The sequence below is a fragment of the Pararhodobacter zhoushanensis genome (genome assembly GCF_025949695.1).
GTDB lineage: Bacteria > Pseudomonadota > Alphaproteobacteria > Rhodobacterales > Rhodobacteraceae > Pararhodobacter > Pararhodobacter zhoushanensis_A.
In genome coordinates this window covers 20,424-42,012 of record NZ_JAPDFL010000002.1, presented here as the reverse complement: position 1 = coordinate 42,012, position 21,589 = coordinate 20,424, and the positions used below count along the sequence as shown (strand labels likewise).

Annotated in this window: 21 protein-coding genes; 7 read left to right on the top strand and 14 right to left on the bottom strand. The window is 64.2% G+C overall.

Features of this window, described 5'->3' with window-relative positions:
* Positions 1-143: 143 nt before the first annotated feature.
* Genes OKW52_RS22310 through OKW52_RS22285 form a run of 6 tightly spaced genes read right to left on the bottom strand, consistent with a single transcriptional unit; the run spans position 144 to position 6,080 of the window.
* Positions 144-1,589 carry an amidase family protein gene (locus tag OKW52_RS22310; protein ID WP_264507795.1) on the bottom strand — a complete coding sequence of 482 codons (1,446 nt, stop codon included), beginning with the start codon at positions 1,587-1,589 and terminating at the stop codon, positions 144-146.
* Complete coding sequence (locus tag OKW52_RS22305; RefSeq protein ID WP_264507794.1) at positions 1,586-2,539, bottom strand: branched-chain amino acid ABC transporter permease; 954 nt, start codon at positions 2,537-2,539, stop codon at positions 1,586-1,588. Before OKW52_RS22305 ends, OKW52_RS22310 begins: the two co-directional genes overlap by 4 nt.
* Positions 2,536-3,393 carry a branched-chain amino acid ABC transporter permease gene (locus tag OKW52_RS22300; protein WP_264507793.1) on the bottom strand — a complete coding sequence of 286 codons (858 nt, stop codon included), beginning with the start codon at positions 3,391-3,393 and terminating at the stop codon, positions 2,536-2,538. The genes OKW52_RS22305 and OKW52_RS22300 overlap by 4 nt, the downstream gene beginning before the upstream one ends.
* Positions 3,390-4,076 carry an ABC transporter ATP-binding protein gene (locus OKW52_RS22295; protein ID WP_264507792.1) on the bottom strand — a complete coding sequence of 229 codons (687 nt, stop codon included), beginning with the start codon at positions 4,074-4,076 and terminating at the stop codon, positions 3,390-3,392. The genes OKW52_RS22300 and OKW52_RS22295 overlap by 4 nt, the downstream gene beginning before the upstream one ends.
* Complete coding sequence (locus OKW52_RS22290; protein WP_264507791.1) at positions 4,063-4,791, bottom strand: ABC transporter ATP-binding protein; 729 nt, start codon at positions 4,789-4,791, stop codon at positions 4,063-4,065. Before OKW52_RS22290 ends, OKW52_RS22295 begins: the two co-directional genes overlap by 14 nt.
* Positions 4,788-6,080 carry an ABC transporter substrate-binding protein gene (locus OKW52_RS22285; protein WP_264507790.1) on the bottom strand — a complete coding sequence of 431 codons (1,293 nt, stop codon included), beginning with the start codon at positions 6,078-6,080 and terminating at the stop codon, positions 4,788-4,790. The genes OKW52_RS22290 and OKW52_RS22285 overlap by 4 nt, the downstream gene beginning before the upstream one ends.
* Before the next feature lie 207 nt (positions 6,081-6,287).
* Between OKW52_RS22285 and OKW52_RS22280 the strand changes: the two genes are divergently transcribed.
* Complete coding sequence (locus tag OKW52_RS22280) at positions 6,288-6,995, top strand: TetR/AcrR family transcriptional regulator (protein WP_264507789.1); 708 nt, start codon at positions 6,288-6,290, stop codon at positions 6,993-6,995.
* Between the two features lie 206 nt (positions 6,996-7,201).
* Here OKW52_RS22280 and OKW52_RS22275 read toward each other — a convergent pair whose 3' ends face one another.
* The 7 genes from OKW52_RS22275 to OKW52_RS22245 all read right to left on the bottom strand — a co-directional run bounded on the left by OKW52_RS22275 (position 7,202) and on the right by OKW52_RS22245 (position 13,702).
* Positions 7,202-7,429, bottom strand: a complete 228-nt coding sequence (locus tag OKW52_RS22275) for a hypothetical protein (RefSeq protein ID WP_264507788.1) — start codon at positions 7,427-7,429, stop codon at positions 7,202-7,204.
* The gene (locus OKW52_RS22270; protein WP_264507787.1) at positions 7,398-8,489 is read right to left on the bottom strand and encodes a M20 metallopeptidase family protein; all 1,092 of its coding nucleotides are present in this window, start codon (positions 8,487-8,489) and stop codon (positions 7,398-7,400) included. Before OKW52_RS22270 ends, OKW52_RS22275 begins: the two co-directional genes overlap by 32 nt.
* Positions 8,490-8,504: 15 nt before the next feature.
* On the bottom strand, positions 8,505-9,797 hold the full coding sequence (locus OKW52_RS22265) for a TRAP transporter large permease (RefSeq protein WP_264507786.1): 1,293 nt from the start codon (positions 9,795-9,797) through the stop codon (positions 8,505-8,507).
* 64 nt (positions 9,798-9,861) lie between these two features.
* Positions 9,862-10,338, bottom strand: coding sequence for a TRAP transporter small permease (locus tag OKW52_RS22260; RefSeq protein WP_264507785.1), 477 nt, complete (start codon positions 10,336-10,338; stop codon positions 9,862-9,864).
* Entirely contained in the window at positions 10,338-11,354 is a 1,017-nt protein-coding gene (locus OKW52_RS22255) for a TRAP transporter substrate-binding protein (protein WP_264507784.1), read from the bottom strand. The genes OKW52_RS22260 and OKW52_RS22255 overlap by 1 nt, the downstream gene beginning before the upstream one ends.
* Positions 11,355-11,400: 46 nt before the next feature.
* Positions 11,401-12,792: an aminotransferase family protein gene (locus tag OKW52_RS22250; RefSeq protein ID WP_264507783.1), complete on the bottom strand. Its 1,392-nt coding sequence runs from the start codon at positions 12,790-12,792 to the stop codon at positions 11,401-11,403.
* A 175-nt stretch (positions 12,793-12,967) separates the two neighbouring features.
* A complete protein-coding gene (locus tag OKW52_RS22245; protein WP_264507782.1) occupies positions 12,968-13,702 on the bottom strand; it encodes a TetR/AcrR family transcriptional regulator in 735 nt (244 codons plus the stop codon).
* Positions 13,703-13,959: 257 nt separating this feature from the next.
* Between OKW52_RS22245 and OKW52_RS22240 the strand changes: the two genes are divergently transcribed.
* Both OKW52_RS22240 and OKW52_RS22235 read left to right on the top strand, forming a co-directional pair.
* A complete protein-coding gene (locus OKW52_RS22240) occupies positions 13,960-15,951 on the top strand; it encodes an acetoacetate--CoA ligase (RefSeq protein ID WP_264507781.1) in 1,992 nt (663 codons plus the stop codon).
* A gap of 612 nt (positions 15,952-16,563) precedes the next feature.
* Entirely contained in the window at positions 16,564-17,541 is a 978-nt protein-coding gene (locus tag OKW52_RS22235; RefSeq protein WP_264507780.1) for a hypothetical protein, read from the top strand.
* Positions 17,542-17,702: 161 nt separating this feature from the next.
* Here the strand turns inward: OKW52_RS22235 and OKW52_RS22230 are convergent, their stop codons facing one another.
* Positions 17,703-18,389: a hypothetical protein gene (locus tag OKW52_RS22230; RefSeq protein WP_264507779.1), complete on the bottom strand. Its 687-nt coding sequence runs from the start codon at positions 18,387-18,389 to the stop codon at positions 17,703-17,705.
* A 362-nt stretch (positions 18,390-18,751) separates the two neighbouring features.
* Between OKW52_RS22230 and OKW52_RS22225 the strand changes: the two genes are divergently transcribed.
* The 4 genes from OKW52_RS22225 to OKW52_RS22210 are packed head-to-tail and all read left to right on the top strand — an operon-like array spanning position 18,752 to position 21,578.
* Positions 18,752-19,837: a LacI family DNA-binding transcriptional regulator gene (locus OKW52_RS22225; protein WP_264507778.1), complete on the top strand. Its 1,086-nt coding sequence runs from the start codon at positions 18,752-18,754 to the stop codon at positions 19,835-19,837.
* 43 nt (positions 19,838-19,880) lie between these two features.
* Positions 19,881-20,756 (top strand): carbohydrate ABC transporter permease, encoded by an 876-nt coding sequence (locus tag OKW52_RS22220; RefSeq protein WP_127108301.1) that lies wholly within the window; start codon positions 19,881-19,883, stop codon positions 20,754-20,756.
* Entirely contained in the window at positions 20,746-20,961 is a 216-nt protein-coding gene (locus OKW52_RS22215; protein WP_264507777.1) for a hypothetical protein, read from the top strand. The genes OKW52_RS22220 and OKW52_RS22215 overlap by 11 nt, the downstream gene beginning before the upstream one ends.
* A complete protein-coding gene (locus OKW52_RS22210) occupies positions 20,958-21,578 on the top strand; it encodes a carbohydrate ABC transporter permease (protein ID WP_264507776.1) in 621 nt (206 codons plus the stop codon). Before OKW52_RS22215 ends, OKW52_RS22210 begins: the two co-directional genes overlap by 4 nt.
* Positions 21,579-21,589 lie beyond the last annotated feature (11 nt).

Below are 21,589 nucleotides of genomic sequence, written 5' to 3'. Positions count from 1 at the left end.
ACCGATCTCGGCGGGCCTTTTGCGGGGATGAACGGCCCGTTGACCGGCAGGGCCAGAAAGCCCCCAGGACGGCGCGCATCATCGACGCGCGCCGCTTCGGTCAGCGGATGCCAGAAGCGCGGGGCAGCCGTTCCGTCCGGGCGCTATTCGAACCCGGGCGGCACGGTGAAGCCGCCCACCGCCTCCTCGCACAGCTCGGCCAACTTGAGCACCGTGCGGTCGCCGAAGGCGGGGCCCATGATCTGAACCCCGGCGGGCAAGCCGTTGATCCCTCCCGGTATCGGGCAGGCAACAGCGGGCAGATGCGCAAAGGTCGCAATGCCCGGCCATAGCAGGTTCTTGAGATAGGATTCCGGCTTGCCGCCGACATCCAGCGTCTCTGGCAGTTTCGACACCGGGCCGAACCCACCGCCCAGCATATGCGGAAACGCCTGACCCATGGAGACCGGCATCAGCACCGCGTCGTACTCCTTGAACCATCCGTCCCACGCGGCGATTGTCTGGGCTTGTGCCTCGAACAACTGCGCGACGTCGGCCATGCTGGACGTGACCGAACGCGCAATGAGCTGAACGATCGGAATATCGGGGTGAGCAGCGGCAACGGCGGCGTAGCCTGCGACCTCGTCCGGGGGCGATCCCGCGCCAAGGACAGCGAACAGCAGCTTCAGATACAGATCATCCGCGCCTTTGAGCGGGGATGGCATCGTATCGAGGACCGTAACCTGCGCGCCTTGGCCAGCCAGCGAATTCGCATAGCTGTCGATTCCGGCGGCATAGGCTGTGTCCACCGGATAGCCGCCGGTCCAGACGGCGATGCGGAAATCGGCAAGTCGCTGGTGACGCGACGCGGGCAGGCTCAACTGCCAGGCACCCGGCCCACCGCCGGCCAGAACATCAAGCGCCAGCGACAGATCCTTCGCCGACCGGCCCAGTGGCCCCGAAACGCCCAGAGGCGAGGGTGCCAGCGCACCGGGGCCGGGAGGGATATGGCCACGCCCCGAAACGATGCCATAGCTCGGTTTGAGCCCCCAAACGCCACAGAAATGCGCCGGCAGCCGGATCGAGCCGCCGATGTCGCTGCCCAGTTCCAACGCGGTAAAGCCGCCGGCGACGGCAGCCGCGGCACCACCTGACGATCCGCCCGGGGTGCGCTCGAGGTCCCAGGGATTGCATGTCAGGCCATAGATCGGATTGACGGACTGGTGATCCGCAGCGGCCACCGGAACGTTGGTCTTGCCCCAGATCACCGCCCCGGCCTTGCGCAACCGGGCGACGGCATCGGCATCGCGCGTCGGGCGGTTGTGGGCCAGATCAGGGATCCCCGCCGTGGTCGCGAAGCCGGTCACGTCGTAGGTTTCCTTGATGGTCATCGGCAGCCCGTGCAACGGACCCAGCGGGGCGCTTGCCTTGTCTGCGGCCTGCGCAGCCGCTCGGGCGGTGTCAAGGTCGGTGGCGATCACCGCATTGAGCGGGCCGTCCAGCCGCTGCTGCCGCGCGGTCATGTGGTCCAGCAGTTCGACAGCGCCGATCCGGCGTTTTCGCAGGGCCTCGACGGTTTCAGTCGCGCTCCAGCAATGGGGCTCGTTCATGGGTGTGATCCTTTCTTGATTTTCAAAGCCAGCCCTGCAAGCGCGGGCCACAAGCCGCGCGGGCTGACCAACAGCACCACCACCGACAGCAGGCCCATGACGATCCAGTACTGGTCGCCGGAAAAGCCCGCCGCGGTCATTGCCTCGCGCAGCCCGATCAACAGGGCGGTTCCCAGCGCGGGGCCCGTCAACGTCCCGGTTCCGCCAATCACCGTGACGACCATCATCGCCACCACCCAGTTGAGCTGAAAGGCATCGACCGGCGTGATGTAGAGCGTCGTGATGTAGTAAAGTCCGCCCGCAGCGGCGCATCCCGCCGCCGTCAGCGCAAACAGCACCAGATGCAGGCGGCGGACATCGACTCCGGCGGCGCTCGCCGCGGCTTCGTTGTCGCGCAGGGCCAGCGTTGCCAGCCCGGCGCGGGTGCGCAGGAAGATACGCAGCGCCACCATCAGCCCGACAGCCGCCACCAGCGCCACGGCGAACACACTCTGCTCGGGGTAGCCCTGCATCGGATGCCCGCCGGGCCGCAGCATCAGCCCCATGCCGCCGCGGGCAAAAGGCAGCTTGAGGGTCAACTGCATCACGATTTCAGCGACAACCCACATGCCAATGGCAAAATAGGCGGCCTTGAGGTGGAACATCACCATGCCCAGCGGAATTGCCAGCAGCCCGACAATCACCGGCACCCCGGCCAGTACCAGCCACACCGGCAAGGGTGTCGCATTGGCGATCAGAAAGAGCAGGTAAGCGCCCAGACCGACGAAAACCTGATGCCCCAGCGAGACCTGTCCGGCGTAACCCGCCAGCAGGTTCCACATTTGCGCCATCAGAAAGATCACCAGCATCTCGCACAGCAGGAACAGCAATCCTGCGTCCAGCAGGCGGCCTCCGGCGATCCCCAGGCCCAACGCAAGGGCGAGGGCGAGCAGTTCCAAGGGACGGATCATGCCAGCCTCCCGGTCACGGCGCGCCCGACAAGCGCTGTAAAGAAGACGAGATGCACATAGAGCAGACCGGCATTCGCATCGAACCGTTGGGCAACGACCTGCGCCAGACCCAGAATCAGTCCGGCGATCAGCACACCGCGGATCCGCCCGATGCCCCCCAGAACCACCACCTCGAAAGCGATGAGCAGATGCGACACGCCCGAGAAGGGCGAGACACTGGCGCGCATCGCCAGCAGAACCCCTGCCAGCGCCGCGAGCCCGGCCGAGAGCCCGGCGACAAGCAGGTGGATCCGCTTGACCCGAACGCCAAGGATCGCGGCGATCTCGGGCCGGTCAGAGACCGCGCGCACCTCGCGGCCAAAGCGGGTGCGAAAGATCAGCGTGGCGAGCCCGGCAAACGCGGCCAGCGCCAGACCCAGCGTGATCAGCGGCAACAGCCCGAAAGACTGCCCCACCAGCGTTATCCGCGCCTGCGCCAGCCCGCCAACATCGAGTCCGCGTTGATCGGCACCCAACGCTTCAAGCAGCCCGTTGCGGATCATCACCGCCAGCCCGAAGGTGACCAGCATCGGCACCATCGGGTCGCGGAACGTCATCGCCCGCTCGACGAAAGCGGCTTGCAGCACCACGCCGATCAGCGCGCAGCCAAGGAACGCGCCCGTCAGGATCAACGGCAAGGGCAACGCGCTTTGCGCGGCAACCAGCCCGACGGCCATGAAGGCACCCAGCGTGATGAACTCGCCATGCGCCAGATTGACGACCTTTAGGATGCCGAAATTCAGCGCCAGCCCGGCACCGATCAGGCCATAGAGCGCCCCAAGGGTCGCGCCCTGAAACAGAAGGTCAATGATCATCCCGCCACCCCGAAATACGCTGCGCGCAGGCTTTGCGCGGTGACACCGGCAGCCGGGGCCTGATGCGAGACCCGGCCTTTCAGCAAACAGGTGACGTGTGTGGAAACGCGGCAGGCGCGGGCGATATCCTGATCGACCAGCAACACCGTCATGCCCTGCGCCCTGACACGCGCCAGCGCGACGTAAACGTCGCCGACGACGGCAGGTGCCAGACCCAGCGCGATCTCGTCGCAGAGCAACACCGCCGGATTGGTCGCCAGCGCCCGGGCAATCGCCACCATTTGCTGCTGCCCGCCCGACAGATCGGAAGGGCGCGCGTGGCGCTTCTCGGACAGGATCGGAAACAGCGCGTACAGGGCGGTCAGTGACCAAGGCCCCGCACGGTCACGGGCGCCGAGGATGACATTTTCTTCGACCGTGAGACTGTCGAACAGCAATCGCCCTTCGGGCACCAACGCCACGCCGTCAGCCGACGCCTTGCGGGGGTCATAGGGTTTGCCGTTCAGCGTGATGGTGCCGGTGTACACCGGGACCAATCCGCAGAGCAGGCGCAGCAGGGTCGACTTCCCCGCGCCGTTCGCCCCCACAAGGGCATGGGTTTGCCCGGTCTCCACGGTCAAAGTCACGGCATCGAGTGCGCGTGCTTGCCCGTACCAGGCGCTGACCTCGTCAAGCTGCAGCATCGCCGGGCACCCCCATGTACACGGCTTGCAAGCCGGGATCGCTCCAGACCTGCGCGAAAGGTCCGTCCAGTGTCTTGACCCCGCGTTCCATCACGATCAGCCGCTCGCAGGCTTCGCGCAGGGCCATCGGAATATGCTCGACCCACAGGATCGCACGGTCGTCGCGCAGCGACTTCACCAGCACGACCATTTCTTCGACTTCGGGTTCCGTCAGCCCGGCGGCGATCTCGTCCAGCAACAAGATGCGCGGCCGCGCCGCCAGCGCCTTGGCCAGCTCCAGTCTCTTGCGATCAAGCAAGCCCAGGGCGCTGGCATAGGCCTGCGCCTTGTCCGCCAGACCGCAGCGCTCAAGCACAATTGCCGCTTCGGCGCGGGCCTGCGTGTCGGACAACCCTGCCCCGTAGAGCGCGGGCAGGCGCACGCTTTCACTGACCGTGAGCCGATCAAAGATCTGCGGAATTTGCGCCGCGCGCGCGATCCCTGCGCGGACGCGCGCAGGGACCGGCAGCCGGGTGACCACCGTGTCATTGAGGCTTATCTGGCCCGACGTAGGCCGCAGATCGCCCACCATAAGCGCCAGCAACGTGCTTTTCCCGGCGCCATTGGGGCCGATCAAGCCAACGCATTCGCCAACCCGCAGGGAAAGATCCACCGCATCAACGGCCGTGAGCACGCCGAACCGGCGGGTCACGCCTTGCAAGGTCAGCTGGGTCATGACGGGCTCATCACGATCATCTCGGCCTCGACCGGAATTTCCGGCGCCGAGGCGTTGTTGACGATCTTCAGCGCGTAGGGATGCTGCCCGCCCAGCCGTCGCCATTGCCCGCCGACAAGGGGCATGATGGCAACGTTTCGCACCGGCGAGGTGGCGAAATTCACCCGGCCAGCAACGGTGTTCAGATCAAGTCCGGCGATGGCATCGCGCAGCGAGTCGGGGTCGCGGGGGTCATCGGCGGCAGCGATGGCTGCAAGCCCCACCTCCCACATCGCATGACCATAGCCCAAGGGTTGCGTCCATTGCGCGCCGGTCTCGGTCTCCCATTGCGCGGCCAGTTCCGCCGCACTCTGCCCGGTCAACGACGAGGCGGTGGGGAAGGCGGGCGACCAGAAGACCTCGGTCGCGACGCCATCGGCACTGTCGCCCATCGCTGCCACGGCCCCGGGGAACAGGAACGCTGCAGACATCATCACCGCCTTCGGCGCGACGCCCGCCTGCCTGAGCTGATTCCAGAACGGGATGAAATGGTCGGGATACATGAAGCCCGACAGGATATCCGGCTGCTCGGCGGCAAAGCGTGACACGAAGGACGAGAAGTCATTGGTGGTGACCTGAAACGGCCCAGCGGCAATTTCGTCGTATCCGCCTTGCCGCAGGAAGGCGGGCAAACCCGTTTCGGGATTCATCAGCCCCTGTCCCGGCGGGTTGTCGACGTAAAGCGTGCCGACCTTGGCGTTCGAGGGCACCATGTCCATCATCTGCACGAAATTGCTTAACGCCCCGTCGCTGCCGCCGAAGAAGTGGAACGTATAGGGGAACCCGTCGACCGGATTGCCACCGCGCGGGAACATCCAGGCCTGCCAGGGCATCATCGACGACAGGGTCGGCACGCCGCGACTGTCAGCCAGCTCTCCGACCGCGAAAGCCGCCTCGCCATCCTGCGCGAGGATCAGATTGCACCGCTCGCGGAACACCAGATCTTGCGCGACCGATGCCGAGCGGGCGCCGCTGGATTGGTTATCGCGGATCACCAGCTCGATCGGGATGCGCCGGTCGCCGACCATCAATCCCTCGGCCAACCGCGTCTGGATCTGTGCCAGCGTCCATTGCTCGGTTTCGCCAAAGATGCCGCGGATACCCGACAGCGATCCGACATAGCCGATTTTCACCGCTGCTGATTGTGCCCGCAAGATCGACGGTGCCGCGAGGCCAGCCGCTGCCGCCGCAAGGCCATGCGCCATCACTCCGCGCCGGGTAAGGCCCGGCTGGCCGAAACGTTCCTTCATTGGAACCCCCTGTTTTATCGTTTTTATTTTGTTACGCGTCGGTGATCACAGGTGTGTGCGACCACTGGTCACATACGCTTGCACCACGTCCTGATTCGGTCAAGAAAAAATGTGTCCATTGGTCACTTAAGATGTACAACCCGCATAGCGACTTGCTCGCACCCCTGCGGTTGTCCAGAAAGGCACTCGAGGCGAAAGGAAAGGTTTATGCGTAGCACTGACGAGCAGAGTGAAGCCGACGCCGCGACCGACGCCCCCAAGACGCGGCGCAAAACCGGATATCACCACAACGACCTGCGCAACGCGGTGCTCGCCGAAGCCATCGATTTGATCGCAACGCGCAACGGACCCCATTTCTCGATGCGCGAGGTTGCCGGCGCGCTTGGCGTTTCGCATTCGTCGGTTTACCGGCATTTCGCCGACAAGGAAGCGTTGCTTGATGCCTTGACCGAAGAAGCCTTTCGCATGCTGCACATCTACCAGCTTGATGAGCTTGCCAAATGGCCCGACGATGCCTTGACCCGCTTGCGCGTGCTGTGTTTTTCCTATGTGCGCTTCGGGCAGGAACAGCGGGGCTTCTTTCGCCTGCTGTTCGACAACCGCCCTGACTCTAACGCCAGCCGGTGGGGCACCTACGACCGTGCGGCGGTCGCAACGCTAATCGACGCCATTCGTCGCTGCCAGGACGCGGGGATTCTGATCCCTGGCGATCCGTCGCGTCTGGCCGGATACATGGTTCTGGCACCGCACGGGCTGGCACATTACACGTCGCAACCCCGTGCGCCAGGCGTGAAGTCACAGGAATTGCTGTCCTTGATGGCGGTCGAGGAACTGGCCGATCTGGCAATCACGCCGCTGCTACGCAACCCGCCGTCGCCCGAAGAAATCGCGGCACGTTTCTTCGGCGATGCCTAAGACAGCGCCGGGCTTGGACACGCGCCCGGATCGGATGGCAATCGCGGCGGTTGATGCCTGACAGCGATGGCCATCGCAGCAGGGTTCACGCCCCGAAAAACCAAAGATCCGGGTGCGGCACGGCTGCTCGAACCGCTGGCGATGCTCATTGTTCGTTTCGGTTATGGGCTTGAAAAGGCAGACCCCCGCAGGACCGGCAGACGCGCTCAGGTGTTCTTCGCCGCGTCGTGACCGAAATCTACCGCCAGATTGACCATGGCCTTGAGTGCGGTCAGCAGGCCCTTTTCGTTGACCGTAAAGCTGGGTTCGTGGTGGAAGCCCGACACAGCGGTGTCGCCCTCATCCAGCCCGACGCCGACGGTAAAGAACATCAGGGGCGCGATCTGCGAGAAGTTCGACACGTCATCGAGAAAGCAGTTCTCGACCTTGACCACCGGCTTGTCTCGCCGGTGCCGCGCGGTCCAGTGACGGGCGCATGCGGCGGGTCAGGTCAGTATCATTGTGTACCAGCGGCACGCGCATGTACCAGTCCACCTCGGCGCTGCCACCGGCGGCTTCGGCGATGCCCTTGGCGATAGATTCGACGCGTTGTTCCAGATAGGGGCCGGTCGTCGTGTCGGTAAAGCGCAGCGCGCCCTCCATTTCGGCCTCGTCCGGAATCACGTTGAACTTGGTGCCGCCCTTGAAGATGCCGATCGAGAGGGTGACGGCGTTCTCGTTCACATCGACATTCTTCGCCGGGATACTCTGCAGCGCCGTCAGCACCTGCGCGCCGATCAGCAGCGGATCGACCGTGCGCCACGGATAGGCGCCGTGGCCCCCGCGCCCGCGGATCTTGATGCGCATCAGGTTCATCGCATAGGTGCCGTCGCCTTCGTGCACGCGGATCTCGCCCGCGGTGCCGGGGCGTTCGTCCTGCAGGACGTGGAAGCAGAAGAACGCGTCGGGCTTGGGGTCGTCAAAGACGCCATCGGCAACCAGTCGCGCGGCACCGGACAGGCCCTGCCAATCCGGCGCGGGGCCTTCCTCGGCGGGTTGAAAGACCAGCATCACACGGCCCTTGATCGCTGCCCGCTCGGCGACCAGAATTTCCGCCACCGCCATTTGCACGGCCGTATGCGCGTCATGCCCGCAGGCGTGCATCGCCGGCATGGTTTCCCCACCCCAGAGCGCGGTTGCGGTTGAGGCAAACTCAAGCCCCGTCGCCTCGCGCACCGGGAGCGCGTCCATGTCGGCACGCAGGGCGACGCAAGGGCCGGGCTGACCGCCCTCAAGAATACCGACCACCCCGGTCGAGCCCCCCAGTCCCCGGCGCACCTGATCAAAGCCGAGGCTCTCCAGATGATCTGCCACGATCCCGGCAGTGCGGTGTTCCTGATTGCCCAGTTCAGGATTGGCATGGAAATCCCGCCGCCAGGCAATCATGCGCTCGAAGATTTCTTCGCTTCGCTGCGCGAGGCGCGCCTGCAGGGAAACGTCGGTCTCGACTGTCATGGCAACATTCCTTGCTTAATAGACCAGATAGAGGGCGATGGACGGGAAGAGGATCAACAAGAGCAGGCGCACCAGATCCACCGCAATGAACGGCATCACGGCCCGGTAAATCCGCCCCAGCGAGATATGCCGGGCAATCGAGTTGATCACGAAGACATTCATCCCGATGGGCGGCGTGTTGACTCCCAGAGTCACCGTCATCACAAAGATCACCCCGAACCAGATCGGATCAAAGCCCAGCGACTGGATCACCGGAAACACGATGGGCAGCGTCAGCAGGGTGATCGCCAGTTCGTCCATCACCGCACCCAGTACCAGATAGCCCAGCAGGATCAGCGTCAACACGCCGTAGGGGCCGACGGGCTGGTTGGCCAGCCAGCCGATCAGCGCGGTGGTGGTGCCGGTGACGGTCAGGAAATAGCCAAAGGTCAGCGCGCCGATCACGATGGTGAAGATCGCCGCACTCATTGCCAGCGCCTCGCCCAGACACTCAAGCGTCGCTTTGACGCCCAGCCGACCGCGCAGCGTGCCGATCAGCCATGCGCCGAACGCGCCGATGCCGGCGGCTTCGGTGACGGTGAAGACCCCGCCATAAATGCCGCCGATGATCAGGCCGAACAACAGCGCGATGGCCCAGACGCGGCTCAGGCTGATCAGCTTTTCGCTCCAGCTGCTGGACCCGGCAACGGGCATGCTGGCGGGGCGGAAAAAGCCGAGGATCAGAATAGCCGAGGCATAGCAGGCCAGCCCCAGCAGACCCGGCAGGATGCCTGCAATAAACAGATCGGCGACGTTCTGCTGGGTGATGAAACCATAAAGCGCCAGCACCGCCGAGGGCGGGATCATGATGCCCAGCGTCCCGCCTGCGGCGATCACCCCGGCCGAGAGCGCGCCGTCATAGCCGTTACGCTCCATCTCGGGCAGCGCAACGCGGGTCATGGTGGCCGCCGTCGCCATGGATGATCCGTTCACCGCCGCAAATCCGGCCGAGGCCACCAGCGCCGAGAACGCCATGCCGCCCCTGAACCGGCCCAGCCATGCCTGACTGGCGCGGAACATCTCAAGGCTGAGATCGCTCTTGGCCGCGAAAGTGCCCATCAGGATGAACATCGGGATGATCGAGAATTCATAGGCCGTCAGCGCGTTGAAGGCGACCTGACTGACCATGCTGATGGCAGGATCAATCCCGACCACCAGCGAAAAGCCCGCGATACCGGCAATCGCCATGGCGATGCCGACCGGCACACGGATCAGTAGCAGGACCACCAGAATGGCGAACCCTGCAAGGGCAATAGCTGTAAGAGACATCGTCCATTCCTTGGCGAGGCTGCCCGGCCGCCCTGACGGGCGGCGCGGTTGGTCGCAGGGGGTGTCAGGCGGCGCCGCGCGTGTAGCCGCCATTCCGCACAAGGCGGATGCTGGCGAAGACCACAAAGCAGGCTAGGGCGATCCCCAGTGTCATGGCCGCGTGAAAGCCCCAGATCGGGATGCTCAGCTCGGCCGTGGACAGGTTCGACAGCATGTTGCGATAGGCGCGCTGTGCCATGGCGAGAGTAAGCACCAACAGAAACGACCCGGTGATCACCCGCGCCACGATATCCATCACCCGGCGACCGCGTGGACCCATCAGGGTCCACAGGCCGTCGATGGTGATGTGCTCGCTGCGGTGGGTGGTCACGGCGATCCCCCAGGCCAGCGCCAGTCCCTGCGCCATGCGCGTCAGGTCGAACGAATCCATCAACGCACTGTTAAAGCCGAAGCGCATGACCACATTGGCAAAGGTGATCAGCGTCACGACCCCGAGCATCAGGCTTGCTGCCAGCTCGATTGCACGCAGGAACCGGTTCATCACTGTGCCGCTGCTGCCGCGTCGACCGCCGCGTCAAGGCTGGCGCGGATCTCTTGCGGGTCAAGGCCTTGGGCGACCATGGTTGCAGCCCAGCGGTCATACGAGGGTTGCGCGGCCTCGTGCCAGGCAGCCAGCTCTTCGGGCGTCGATTCGTGGATCGTGTGGCCCATATCGGCAAGCACCTGACGGCCGTTGTTCTCGAACTCGACCCAGCTTGCGCCGACGCCAACCGCCCATTCCGACGTACAAACGCTGTCTACGGCGGCGCGCATTTCGGGCGACAGACCCTCGTACCGCGCCTTGTTCATCACGATACCCGCCCCGACGTAATAGAGCGTATCGGCGATGTGATAGGGCACCGCGTCCGAGATGCCGAAGAAATCGATCGAACCCCAGGGGAAGGTGATCGCATTCGCCACGCCGCGCTCGATGGCCTGACGGGCCTCGGTCGCGGGCACCTGCACCGCCGAACCACCCAGATCAGCAATGAAGCGGGCCATGGACCCGCTGGCCGGGCGGACCTGCAGCCCGGCAACGTCCGACGGCAGGGTGATCGGCTGGGCCGAATGCAGCGCGCCGGGCGCACCGACATGAGCCAGACAGAAATGCACGTCCGACATTTCCTGACCGGCATACGCAGCGTACCACGTGTTCACCGCGACCGAGGCCACATCGCGCGGCACTTCCAGCGAGAACGGCAGGTCGATTAGATCGGCAATCGGAAACGCGCCGGGCGTGTAGCCGAAATTGACCCAGGCGACGTCAACGATACCGTCGCGCACCATCGCGTAATGGTCGGCGGGCGCGCCCATCTGACCGGCGGGAAACACCTGAACGGTCAGCTCACCGCCCGAGGCCTCGTCCAGCGCCGCACCCCAGGCGTTGACGTCATTGTCGAAATAATGGCCCGGCGGCAGGAAGTGCGAAAAGCGCAGGGTATCGGCGAGAGCGGGCGTGGCGGCGCTGACAATCATGCCAGCAGCGGCCAACGCGGTGAACGAGACGGACAGGTGCATTGTTGGTTCCCTTGTTGGTTCGTTATAGTGGTTTCTTATGGGCAGCTCAGGCGAGCGCTTCCGCCTGAAAAGCCGCCAGAACCTCGGTGAGAAGTTCCATCATTTCATCAAGTTGCGCTTCGGTCATGATCAGCGGCGGGGTGATCATCAGCCATTCGCCATAGCGCCCGCCTGCCGTACTGCGCGAATAAAGCAAGAGCCCGCGCTCGAGCCCCAGCTCGACAATCCGCGAGATTGCCTTGGCTTTGGGCGGGAACGAGGTCTTGGTTGTCTTGTCCGCCACGATCTCGAGGGCGCGCAGCAGGCCGATCCCGCGCACGTCGCCGACGATGGGCGAGGATTCCATCAGCGTCGCCAGCCGGTCGCCCAGCAGAACACCCAGGCGCTCGGCATTGCCGATCAGATCCTGCTCGACCACTTCGCGCAGCACCGCGTCACCGACCGCACATGACAGCGGGTTCGCGCTGTAGGTGTGACCGTGCAGAAAGCCGCCGTTCTCGACCACCGTCTGCACCATCTCACGCGACGCAAGCACCATGCCCATCGGCGTGTAGCCAGCGGCGACACCCTTGGCCAAGGTTACCATATCGGGGCGCGCGTCGGGCCAGTGCTCGGCGGCCAGAAAGCGCCCGGTGCGGCCCGCGCCGCTCATCACTTCGTCGAAGATCAGCAAGACACCATGGCGCGTGCAGATGTCGCGCACGGCGGTATAGTAGGCGTCCGGGGCCACCAGTGCGCCCGTTGCCAACCCGCCGACCGGCTCCATGATGAAGGCCAGAACGCTGTCGGGCCCTTCTTCAAGGATCGCATCCTCAAGCGCCTGCGCGCAATCGCGGGCATGGGTGTCGGCGTCAATATTGCCGGGGGTGCGATAGGTAAAGGGCGCGGGAACGCGGGGCATGATCCGCATGACCGGCTCATACAGCGCGTCGGTTTCGGGATCGCCGGTGACCGACACCGCGCCCAGCGTCGCGCCATGGTAGCCGGGGTTGCGCGCCAGCACCTTCCAGCGGCCTTTTTCACCGCGCGCCACGGCGTATTGCCGTGCCAGTTTCATCGCAGCTTCCGTGGCCTCGGACCCGCCCGAGACCACAAAGACCCGCTCGAACCCCGGACCGGCCAACTCGGCCACCCGCTCGGCCAGCGCGATATTCGCCGTGTTCTCGAACAGCGCGCGCGACGCGTAGCACACCTTCGCGGCCTGCTCGTTCATCGCCGCCAGAACTTTCGCGTTGCCGTGGCCAATGTTGCTGACCACCGGCCCCGAGGTCGCGTCGAGATAGCGTTTGCCGTCGGTGTCCCACATGTAGATCCCTTCGGCATGCGAGATCGTCGGACGGCGGGGTGCGTCCAGCGGCGTGTAAAACACCTGAATCGGGCCGCCGCGCTCGGCGAAGGGGCTTTCGGTCGCGATCTTGGGTTTATCCGGCGCGGTCATATCGTCTTCCTTCATGGTCTTGCAGGTGGCGCCCGACGGACGGGAATCACCTCTTGCTGTTCACCGTACAAGTACTCTTGTTCACCGATCAAGAAATATCTTGTACGCCGAACAAGAAAGGGCCGCACCCCTTCCCAGAGGTGCGGCCCGGATGCGCGCGATGCTTGGAAAATGATCAGACTTGGGAGGGGTTCGGTGCCAAGGCAGCCTCAAGCCCGGTCACGAAGGCTTCGACATAGGTGGCAAACGCGCCATCCATCGGCTGTGCCGCCCCATTCTGCCAGCGCAGGATAAAGGCCGAGCCGAGCATGCGCGGGGCCAATTGTGCGAGATGTGGATGCTGGCTGCTGTCGATGCGCTGCGGGACGTCTTTCAGATTGGCCTCAAGTTCTTCAACATCGGGCGGCAGCATGGCGAATTCCTGCGTGGTGAACCCGACCATGCCCCCGATCACTGCGTTGTAAGCGTTGATCAGCGCCTCATCGCGAAAACCTGCCTCGTGCAGCTTGGCCAGCGCCCCCTCGATCAGATCCAGATCGACCGCGGCATTCGACACCAGATTGACCCCGATCAGCGGCGCGACATTCGGGTGCTTCGAAATCGCCTCGCGATACCGCCGGAACAGCGCGCGCAGCCAGTCCTGCCAGCCCAGCGACAGGTCGGGGACCACGTCAGCCAGCACGACGGTAATGATCTCGGCAATCAGGAAATAGCGGCTCGGCGTGTACCAGTAGATCGCGGTCGGATAGCATTCGAGCGTTTTGGCCAGATTGCGGACCGAGAAGGACTGCAGCCCCTTTTCATCGATCAACCGCAGCGCGGAGTCGACGATCTGGGCCTTGGACAGCTCAGGCGTCGACTGCCCCGCCCCTTTGCCGCGGCGCTGCCCGGATGTGGTTTTCTTGGCCATAAGGCACCTTTGTTTCGGGGCCCCCTCGGATCAGGACGAGCCGGAAAGAACCAAAGACTTCATAAAACACATAGTGTTGTGACGGCAATCAATCATGTCCCTTGCCGCGCCGAGGTCGGCCATGGTCCTTTATCTGGACAGGATCAAGCGCTTGCTGTACGCCGTACAATAAATGATCGCAGGCCGTAGCTCGCGCTGTCTTTTTAGGCTATTGCCAGCGTAGTCTCTGACACGATCGCAACAGACATGGGGGTATGATGATGGTCGCGGAAGGCGATATTCTCTGGCAGGCGACGCCGGACCGGCGCGAGGCTTCGATGGTCGCACAGTTCATGCGGTTTGTCGGCAAGAACGGCCCCGATCTGACCGATTTCGCGGCGCTGCACCGCTGGTCGGTGAACGAGCCTGCGGCATTCTGGAAGGCAGTAAGCGACTTTTTCGAGGTCGAGATGGAAGGTCAGCTCGATCAGGTGATGACCGACGACCCCATGCCGCGCACCCGCTGGTTCACCGGCACGCGGCTGAACTATGCCGAGCAGATCCTGCGCAACGAGACGCGTGGCGACCCTGAGCGCGTCATGTTGCACCATTGCAGCGAAACGCGTCCGCTGGCCGCGATGTCCTGGGCCGAGGTCGGCGCGGCGGTGCGCAAACTGGCCACCCGGTTGCGCGCGATGGGTGTGCAAAAGGGCGACCGCGTGGTTGCCTATATGCCCAACATCCCCGAAACCGTGATCGCCATGCTCGCCTCGACCGCGATTGGCGCGACATGGGCCACCGCCGCGCCCGAATTCGGCCCGCAGACGGTCATTGACCGTTTCAGCCAGATCGAGCCCAAGCTGGTCTTCGCGGTGAACGGTTACCGTTACGGTGGCAAGAATTTCGACCGCACCGGCGACCTGACCCGCATACTGGCCGAGCTTCCGACCGCGACCTCGCTGGTCATGCTCGATTACCTGCCCGACGCCAGCAGCGCCCCGGCTTTCCACGGCGAAGCGCTGATGTGGGACACGCTTTTCACCGGCGATGACGTGCCCGCCGATGCCTTCACCTATGAGCGCGTCGCCTCGGATCATCCGCTGTGGACGCTGTTCTCCTCTGGCACCACGGGCCTGCCGAAACCCATCGTGCAGGGCCACCATGGCATCGTGCTGGAGCATCTCAAGAACGGCGCGTTCGGCTTCGACATGGCCCCAAACGATACCTATTTCTGCTATTCCACCACCGGCTGGATGGTGTGGAACACGCTGATGACCGGCCCGCTGCTGAACGGCAAGGTCACGCTGTATGACGGCCATCCGACCTATCCGGATGCCGGTGCGCTGTGGCAGATCATGCAGGACACAGGCGTCAGCCATTTCGGCGTCTCGCCCACGTTCATGCAGTTGGTGCGCCAGCAGGGCATTGTCCCGGGCAAGGATTATGACCTGTCCAAGCTTACGACGATGTTCCTGACCGGCTCGCCCGCAACGCCCGAAATTCTGGCCTGGGTGCATGAGGCGGTGAAGCAGGATCTCTTCGCCACCTCGCAATCGGGCGGCACCGAGCTGTGTTCGGGCATTCTGGCCGGCTGCGTCCTGCTGCCCGTCCGCGCCGGCGAGATACAGGCACCCGCTCTGGGCTGCGACGCCTGCGCCTTTGACGAGGACGGGCGGCAGGTTATCGGCGAGGTTGGCGAGCTGGTCATCCGCAAGCCAATGCCCTCGATGCCGCTGTGTTTCTGGGGCGACGTGGATTTCGCGCGCTATACCGACAGCTATTTCGACATGTATCCGGGGATCTGGCGGCATGGCGACCGGGTGCGGTTCAATGACCACGGCGGCAGCTATGTGCTGGGCCGGTCGGACGCCACGCTCAACCGCTTCGGCGTGCGCATCGGCTCGGCCGAGATTTACCGCACGATGGAGGGGATCGACGGCGTCGCCGACAGCCTGATCATCTGCATCGAGGATGGCCAGGGCGGCTATTACATGCCACTGTTCGTGCAGATGCAGCCGGGTGTGGCGCTGGATGACGCCAAGAAGGCTGAGATCGTCAAGCGCCTGCGCGCAGAACGCAGCCCGCGTCACGTCCCCGACGAGATCGTCGCCGCCCCCGAGATCCCGACCACGCTGACCGGCAAGAAGATGGAAGTCCCGGTGCGCAAACTGCTGCTGGGCCAGCCGGTCGACAAAGTCGCCAGCCGTGACGCCACCAAGAACCCGGCCGCACTCGACTGGTTTGCGGCGTTCGCGGCAAGACGCGCCTGACAGCGCGTTGCGACGGCAGTGTTCTCGATGATCCGGCCCCGCTTGCAAGGCAGGCGGGGCCGCTCGGTTGTTGCAATGCTGCGCTTGCGGCTGCCGGGCTCAACGCGTTGCGGTGGCTCTGGTGCACACATCGGGTCAGGGATTAAACTGGTGGTTACAGCGGTGTCACCAGACTACATCAGCAGACCTGTCAAAGAGACCGTGGGATAAATCTGCCCGCAAAAAGAGAGACCTCGACCCTCAAACGGCTGATGAGAGCTTCGGATGCGCGGCACCCGCCCAGCTCAGGGCGACGCTGGCAAGTGAGGGCGCGAACCTCGACTATCGCGAGCGACGCGCATCATGTGAAAGTCCGAAAAACAGCGTACACCGGACAAATCTTGCATTTGGTCCTGGGGCTGGACAGTCTGGCAGGGCGCTGACAACAGCGACGCATCCGGGCGCTTTACCCTGCGCCCGGGGCTGGACAGAAGGGAGAGCCGTGACCAAAGCGCCAAAAGACAAAGCGGTTAAGGCCCAGACCCTTTTGCTGCGGCTGGAAGTCGGCGAAACACTGGCGCGCGGTGTGCAATGTCGCCAACGACATCGGCGCAGCGATGGGCTTTGCCGCGCATGACTGAAGATGAGGACGATCTGTGGTTTCTGCCCGGTCCAATGGACGACGATGTGCCTCCGGGCGCACCGCCATTGCCGCGCGCAGACCGCCGCGCGCTGATCGACCCTGCCACATGGCGTGCGGCGCAGGGCGCGCAGTCTGATGGCTTGGCGCGGCTGGCCCTGACCTTTGGCGAGATGGATGCCCGCTTGCGCGCTGGCAGCGTTGGCCTGCGCCAGCGGCTCGCGCTGGCCGAAGCGGCAGATATGGCGTGGTGGGCGGGAGAGCGCTTTCCGGCCGAGCGTCTGGGCCTGTGGGTCGGACTTCGGGTCGGCTCGACCGAGGATAGCGAAGGCGCGTTGGCGCGCGCTGGCTGGGCCGCGCGCCGGTTGATGCAGGGAAATGCTCCGGTTATGGGGATGGGCGATTTTCTCAACCGCCCGTCCGAGGCTGTTTACGACCTTGCGGCACTGTTGCCGGAGATTGAAGACCTCCACCCGGTCACGCAATCGGCGATCCTGTTTCACGCCTGGCAACTGACCGGTCCCGACCGGGGCCGCGATCTGGAAGCAGCGGTGCTGGCCGCGCGCCATGCGGCGGGGATGAGCCGTCTGCCGGGGCAGGGGGCCTTGTTCGTCCCCTTGGCAATGAACGGTCCTGACAGTTTGCGCGCCCGTGGCACGCCCGCGCAGCGGCTTGCCCAATGGATTGCCGGGGCGGAACGCGCCACGCTGGCGGCGCTGCTGATGCTGGACCGTCTGGGGGATTGGCGCACGCGGGCCGATGGGGCGATTGCCGATCTGTCCGGGCGCGTGCCGGGTCTGCTGCTGGAGGTGTTGCAAAACTGGCCGCTGGTGCCTGCGCCGTTGGCCGAAGCTCAGACCGGGGCGTCGCGCGCTGCCGTACAGCGCAATCTTGACCGGCTTTCAGAGCGGGGTTTGATCCGCGAGGTAACCGGGCAAGGCCGGTTCAGGGTCTGGGTGGCGCGGATCTAGCGACGGCGCAGCCTCCGCCAAGCCTGTCGCCGGATAAGATTTTCGCCCCGTAAGGGGCGAAAAAGGGGCGTTGGTCAGGTCAGAAGAACCAGCAAGAGCACGACCCAGAGCGGAACGCCAATCAGCCAGATTAATATAGCACCCATTGTTCGATCTCCTCCTCAGGTCCAGCGACCAAAGCGCGCAAAGACACGCTGGTCGTCACGGTGTTGCCCGCCCATTCCTGCGGCCCAATAGGCTCCGGCCCCGGCAATCAGCTGCGCGGCGGCAAGGATAAAGGCGGACAGGATCGCGTATTTGCGGGCGGTTTCGGCGCGGGCGGCGGCATCGGCATCGAGCGTGGCGGCATCAGCACCGGCCACAGGGGCGGTGCCTGCTGCCTCTTGGCCTGTTATCGTCTCACCAACGGCGGCGACACTGGCTGACATGTCCGAAGCGGCATCGAGCGTCGAACTGACCGAGCCGCTCAGAACCATCGCCCCCAACAGAAGCGCGACGCCCCAGACGGCCAGTCCATGCACACCGTCGCGCACGCCCGTTTCGTCCGGGCTGGTGCCCTCGATACGGCGACGCATACGGCCAGCGATATAGCTGCCTGCCATCACACTGGACACCGTGGTCCACACGATCCACGAGCCGATGGCAATCAGTTTTGCCGTGGCCGACCCGTCACCCTCATAAGGCGAGATCATGGTCAGTCCCAAGGCCAGCCCGAAGGTGGTGAAGACAAAGCCGACCCCCGACGCGACCACACCGCCGATCAGGATGGCGGGCCAGTCCACATAGCCGCGGTCCTGCGCAAGGCCGACCGGCGCGGCGGGAACTGGTGTTACAGGTTGTTGTGTCATTGTTTCATCCTTTCAAGGGTTTGGGCTGTGCGTTTTTCAGCCCAGACCCAGAAACGACAGAATCGCCATCACGACGACCACAAGGCCCACGAGGTAAATGATACCGTGCATCTAAGCTCTCCTAGATAGGTTCTGATCCGAGCACCGGTGACGTAAGCGGTGGCGCTGGCTTGCTTTGAGGTAACGTCGCCGCGAGCAATAGGTTCCCGCTATAGCTGTGCAGCCGTCGCAAATAGCGCGCCGCAAAGGCCAGAAATCCGCGTCAAGAAAATGCTTGCGGGATCAGAAGTGCCAAGTTAAACGTTTAACGTAAATCGTTTAACCGCAATCGAATCGCTTATCCGTAGCCGAATCAGGACCCCATGCAAAAGAAACGCGCGACGATCAAAGATGTAGCCTCGTTGGCCGGGGTCTCGACGGCGACCGTTTCGCATGTCGTCAATGGCTCGAAGCCGGTCAAGCAATCGGTGCATGACCGGGTTATCGCTGCAGCCCGACAACTGGACTATCACGCGGATCGCGCGGCGTCGCAGTTGCGCTCGGGCCAGACCAAGGTGGTGGCCATTCTGGTCCCGGATCTTGACGATGCCTTCTTTACCTCGCTGGTGTCGCGGCTTGAGGTGATGGCAGGCAAGGACGGGTTTGACGTCATTGTTGCCAGTTCACGCGATGATCCGGCGGTTGAGCAATCGCGCCTGCGCGCGCTGCTGGGCTGGCGTCCGGCAGGGATGGTGGTTGTCCCGTGCACCGACAGCTTGCCGTCCGTGCTGATCGAAGAATGCCGGCGCACGCCGGTGGTGCTGGCGGACCGCGTGGTGCCAGCGGGCGCACCGGCGGACACGGTAACGATTGATAACGCCGAAGCGGGTGAGATCGCGGCCCGGCATCTGGTGGCGATGGGGCACCGCGATGTCGTCATCGCCGCGTCCAATCTGGCGATAGCGCCGATCCGCGAACGCGAACGCGGCGCGCGTGACTTCTTGCGGGCCGCGACCGGTCGGGCACCGGTCACGATTGAACTGGGCTCAAACAGCATCACCGGTGCCGAGCGTTTCGCCCATTGGCAAGAGCGCCACGCGCGCCCGACCGCCGTTCTGGCCCTGACCAACGTGACCACGCTGGCGGTTTTGTCCGCATTGGCGCAGGCGCGGGTGGATATTCCCGAGCAGGTTTCGGTCATCGGCTTCGATGACTACGCCTGGATGAGCGCGCGCAAGACCGCTTTGACCGCGATCCGCCAGCCGCTGGATGTGATGGCGCAATCGGTCTGGGACCGGTTGACGACGCGGATGGGTGGCGAAACCGGCGCGCCGGTGGCGATCAGCCTGACCGCATCGCTGCAGGTCCGCGATTCCGTGCTGGGATTGCCCGCTCTCGGGGGCGGCGAGGGGGCGACCCCCGGCTCTGACCCCCTCAACCCCGGTGAGGGGAAATCTGCCATTCACTGACGCCATGTCGGGCGTCGCAGTCACACAGCGTTGGGAGGCGTGGGTGCGAACAAGAAAATTGACCGAGCTGTTGCCGTTTGTCGCACCGGTTCACGTCCTGATCCTCAGCGTTATCGTGCTTCCGGCGCTTTATGTCGCGTGGCTGAGTCTGATGGAATCCAGCTTTGGGCAAGCACCCAGTTTTGTCGGGTTCGATAATTTCATCCGGGTGTTGAGCGATCCGTCATTTCGCAGCGCCCTGTGGAATACCGTGGTGCTGGTGGTGGTTGCGGTGCATGTCGAGCTGTTGCTTGGTCTGCTGCTGGCACTGCTGTTTGCCAGCGGCCTGCCGTTTCGCCGTGTGCTTCTGGTCTGCACGCTGGCACCTTATGCCGTCAGCGAAGTGATCGCCGTGGTCAGCTGGCGCTATCTGTTCGACCCGCAGGCCGGGCCGGTCACGCAGCTTTTGCTGTCGCTGGGTCTGCCGGTGCTGGACTGGTCGTTCGAGCCCGTGCACGCGATGATCCTGATCGCCATGCTGACGATCTGGCTGCATCTGCCCTTTACCTTCATCATCCTCTACGCCGCACGGCTGGCGATTCCGGGCGATCTTTATGAAGCAGCGCGCATCGACGGCGCGCGCCCGTGGCAGGCCTTCCGCCGGGTGACGCTGCCGATGCTGGGACCGGCCATCGTCGTCGCCCTGCTGTTTCGCTACATCTTTGCCTTCCGCATCTTTTCCGAGGTCTGGCTGCTGACCGGCGGTGGACCGGCGCGCACGACCGAGGTGGTCGCGGTCTATCTGTACCGCGAAGCCTTTACCTACAACGCCTTCGGGACAGCAGCCGCGACGGCGTGGATCATGGTGTTGGCGTCGCTGCTTCTGGCCCTTGGCTATGTTCTTGTGCTGCGCAAACAGGTGACCGGCAATGCGCATTGATCGTCTGTTCATCGGGCTGGGCAAGGCTGTGGCAGTCTGCATGCTGCTGTTGTGGTCGCTGGTGCCGATCGCCTTCGTGGTGATCTCGTCCTTCAAGCCGGGCCGCGAGATCTTTGCCGTCCCGCCACGCCACCTCTTCACCCCGACGCTGGAGCATTACGCGGCGCTCTGGTCACGCTGGGGGTGTTCTTTGACGGGCTCTTGAACAGCGCGATCATCACCGTTGGTGCGACCGTGCTGGCCGTCGCCGCCAGCACCTGCGCGGGGTATATCTATTCGCGCAATTCCAGCCGGTTCCTGAACGGCAGCGTGCTGTTTCTGATCGTGGTCCGCCTGATCCCGCCCATCGTCATTACGCTGCCGCTGTTCCCCATCGTCAATTTTCTGGGGATCAACGACACGCATGGCGTGCTGATGGTGCTCTACGCCACGTTCTTTGTGTCGCTGGGCACGGTGCTGATGCGCACCTTCATCGACCAGATCCCGCGTGAACTGGACGAAGCCGCACAGATTGACGGGGCAGGAAGGCTGACGATCCTGCGCCGGGTGATCGTGCCGCTGGCCTCGCCCGGGATCCTTGCGGTGGCGGTTTTCGTGGTCGTCTTCGCGTGGAACGAATTTCTGTTCGCCTTCATTTTTACCGGCACCAACGCCAAGACCGCGCCGCTGGTCATTTCGGAAATGATCGGCTCGATCGACGGGGTCGACTGGGGAATTCTGTTCGCCGCCTCAACCGTCCAGCTGGCGCCGGTGTTGCTGTTCGTCGTGTTCATGAACCGATTTCTGGTGGCCGGGCTTACCGCCGGCGCCACCAAGGGATGACTGATCGTCTG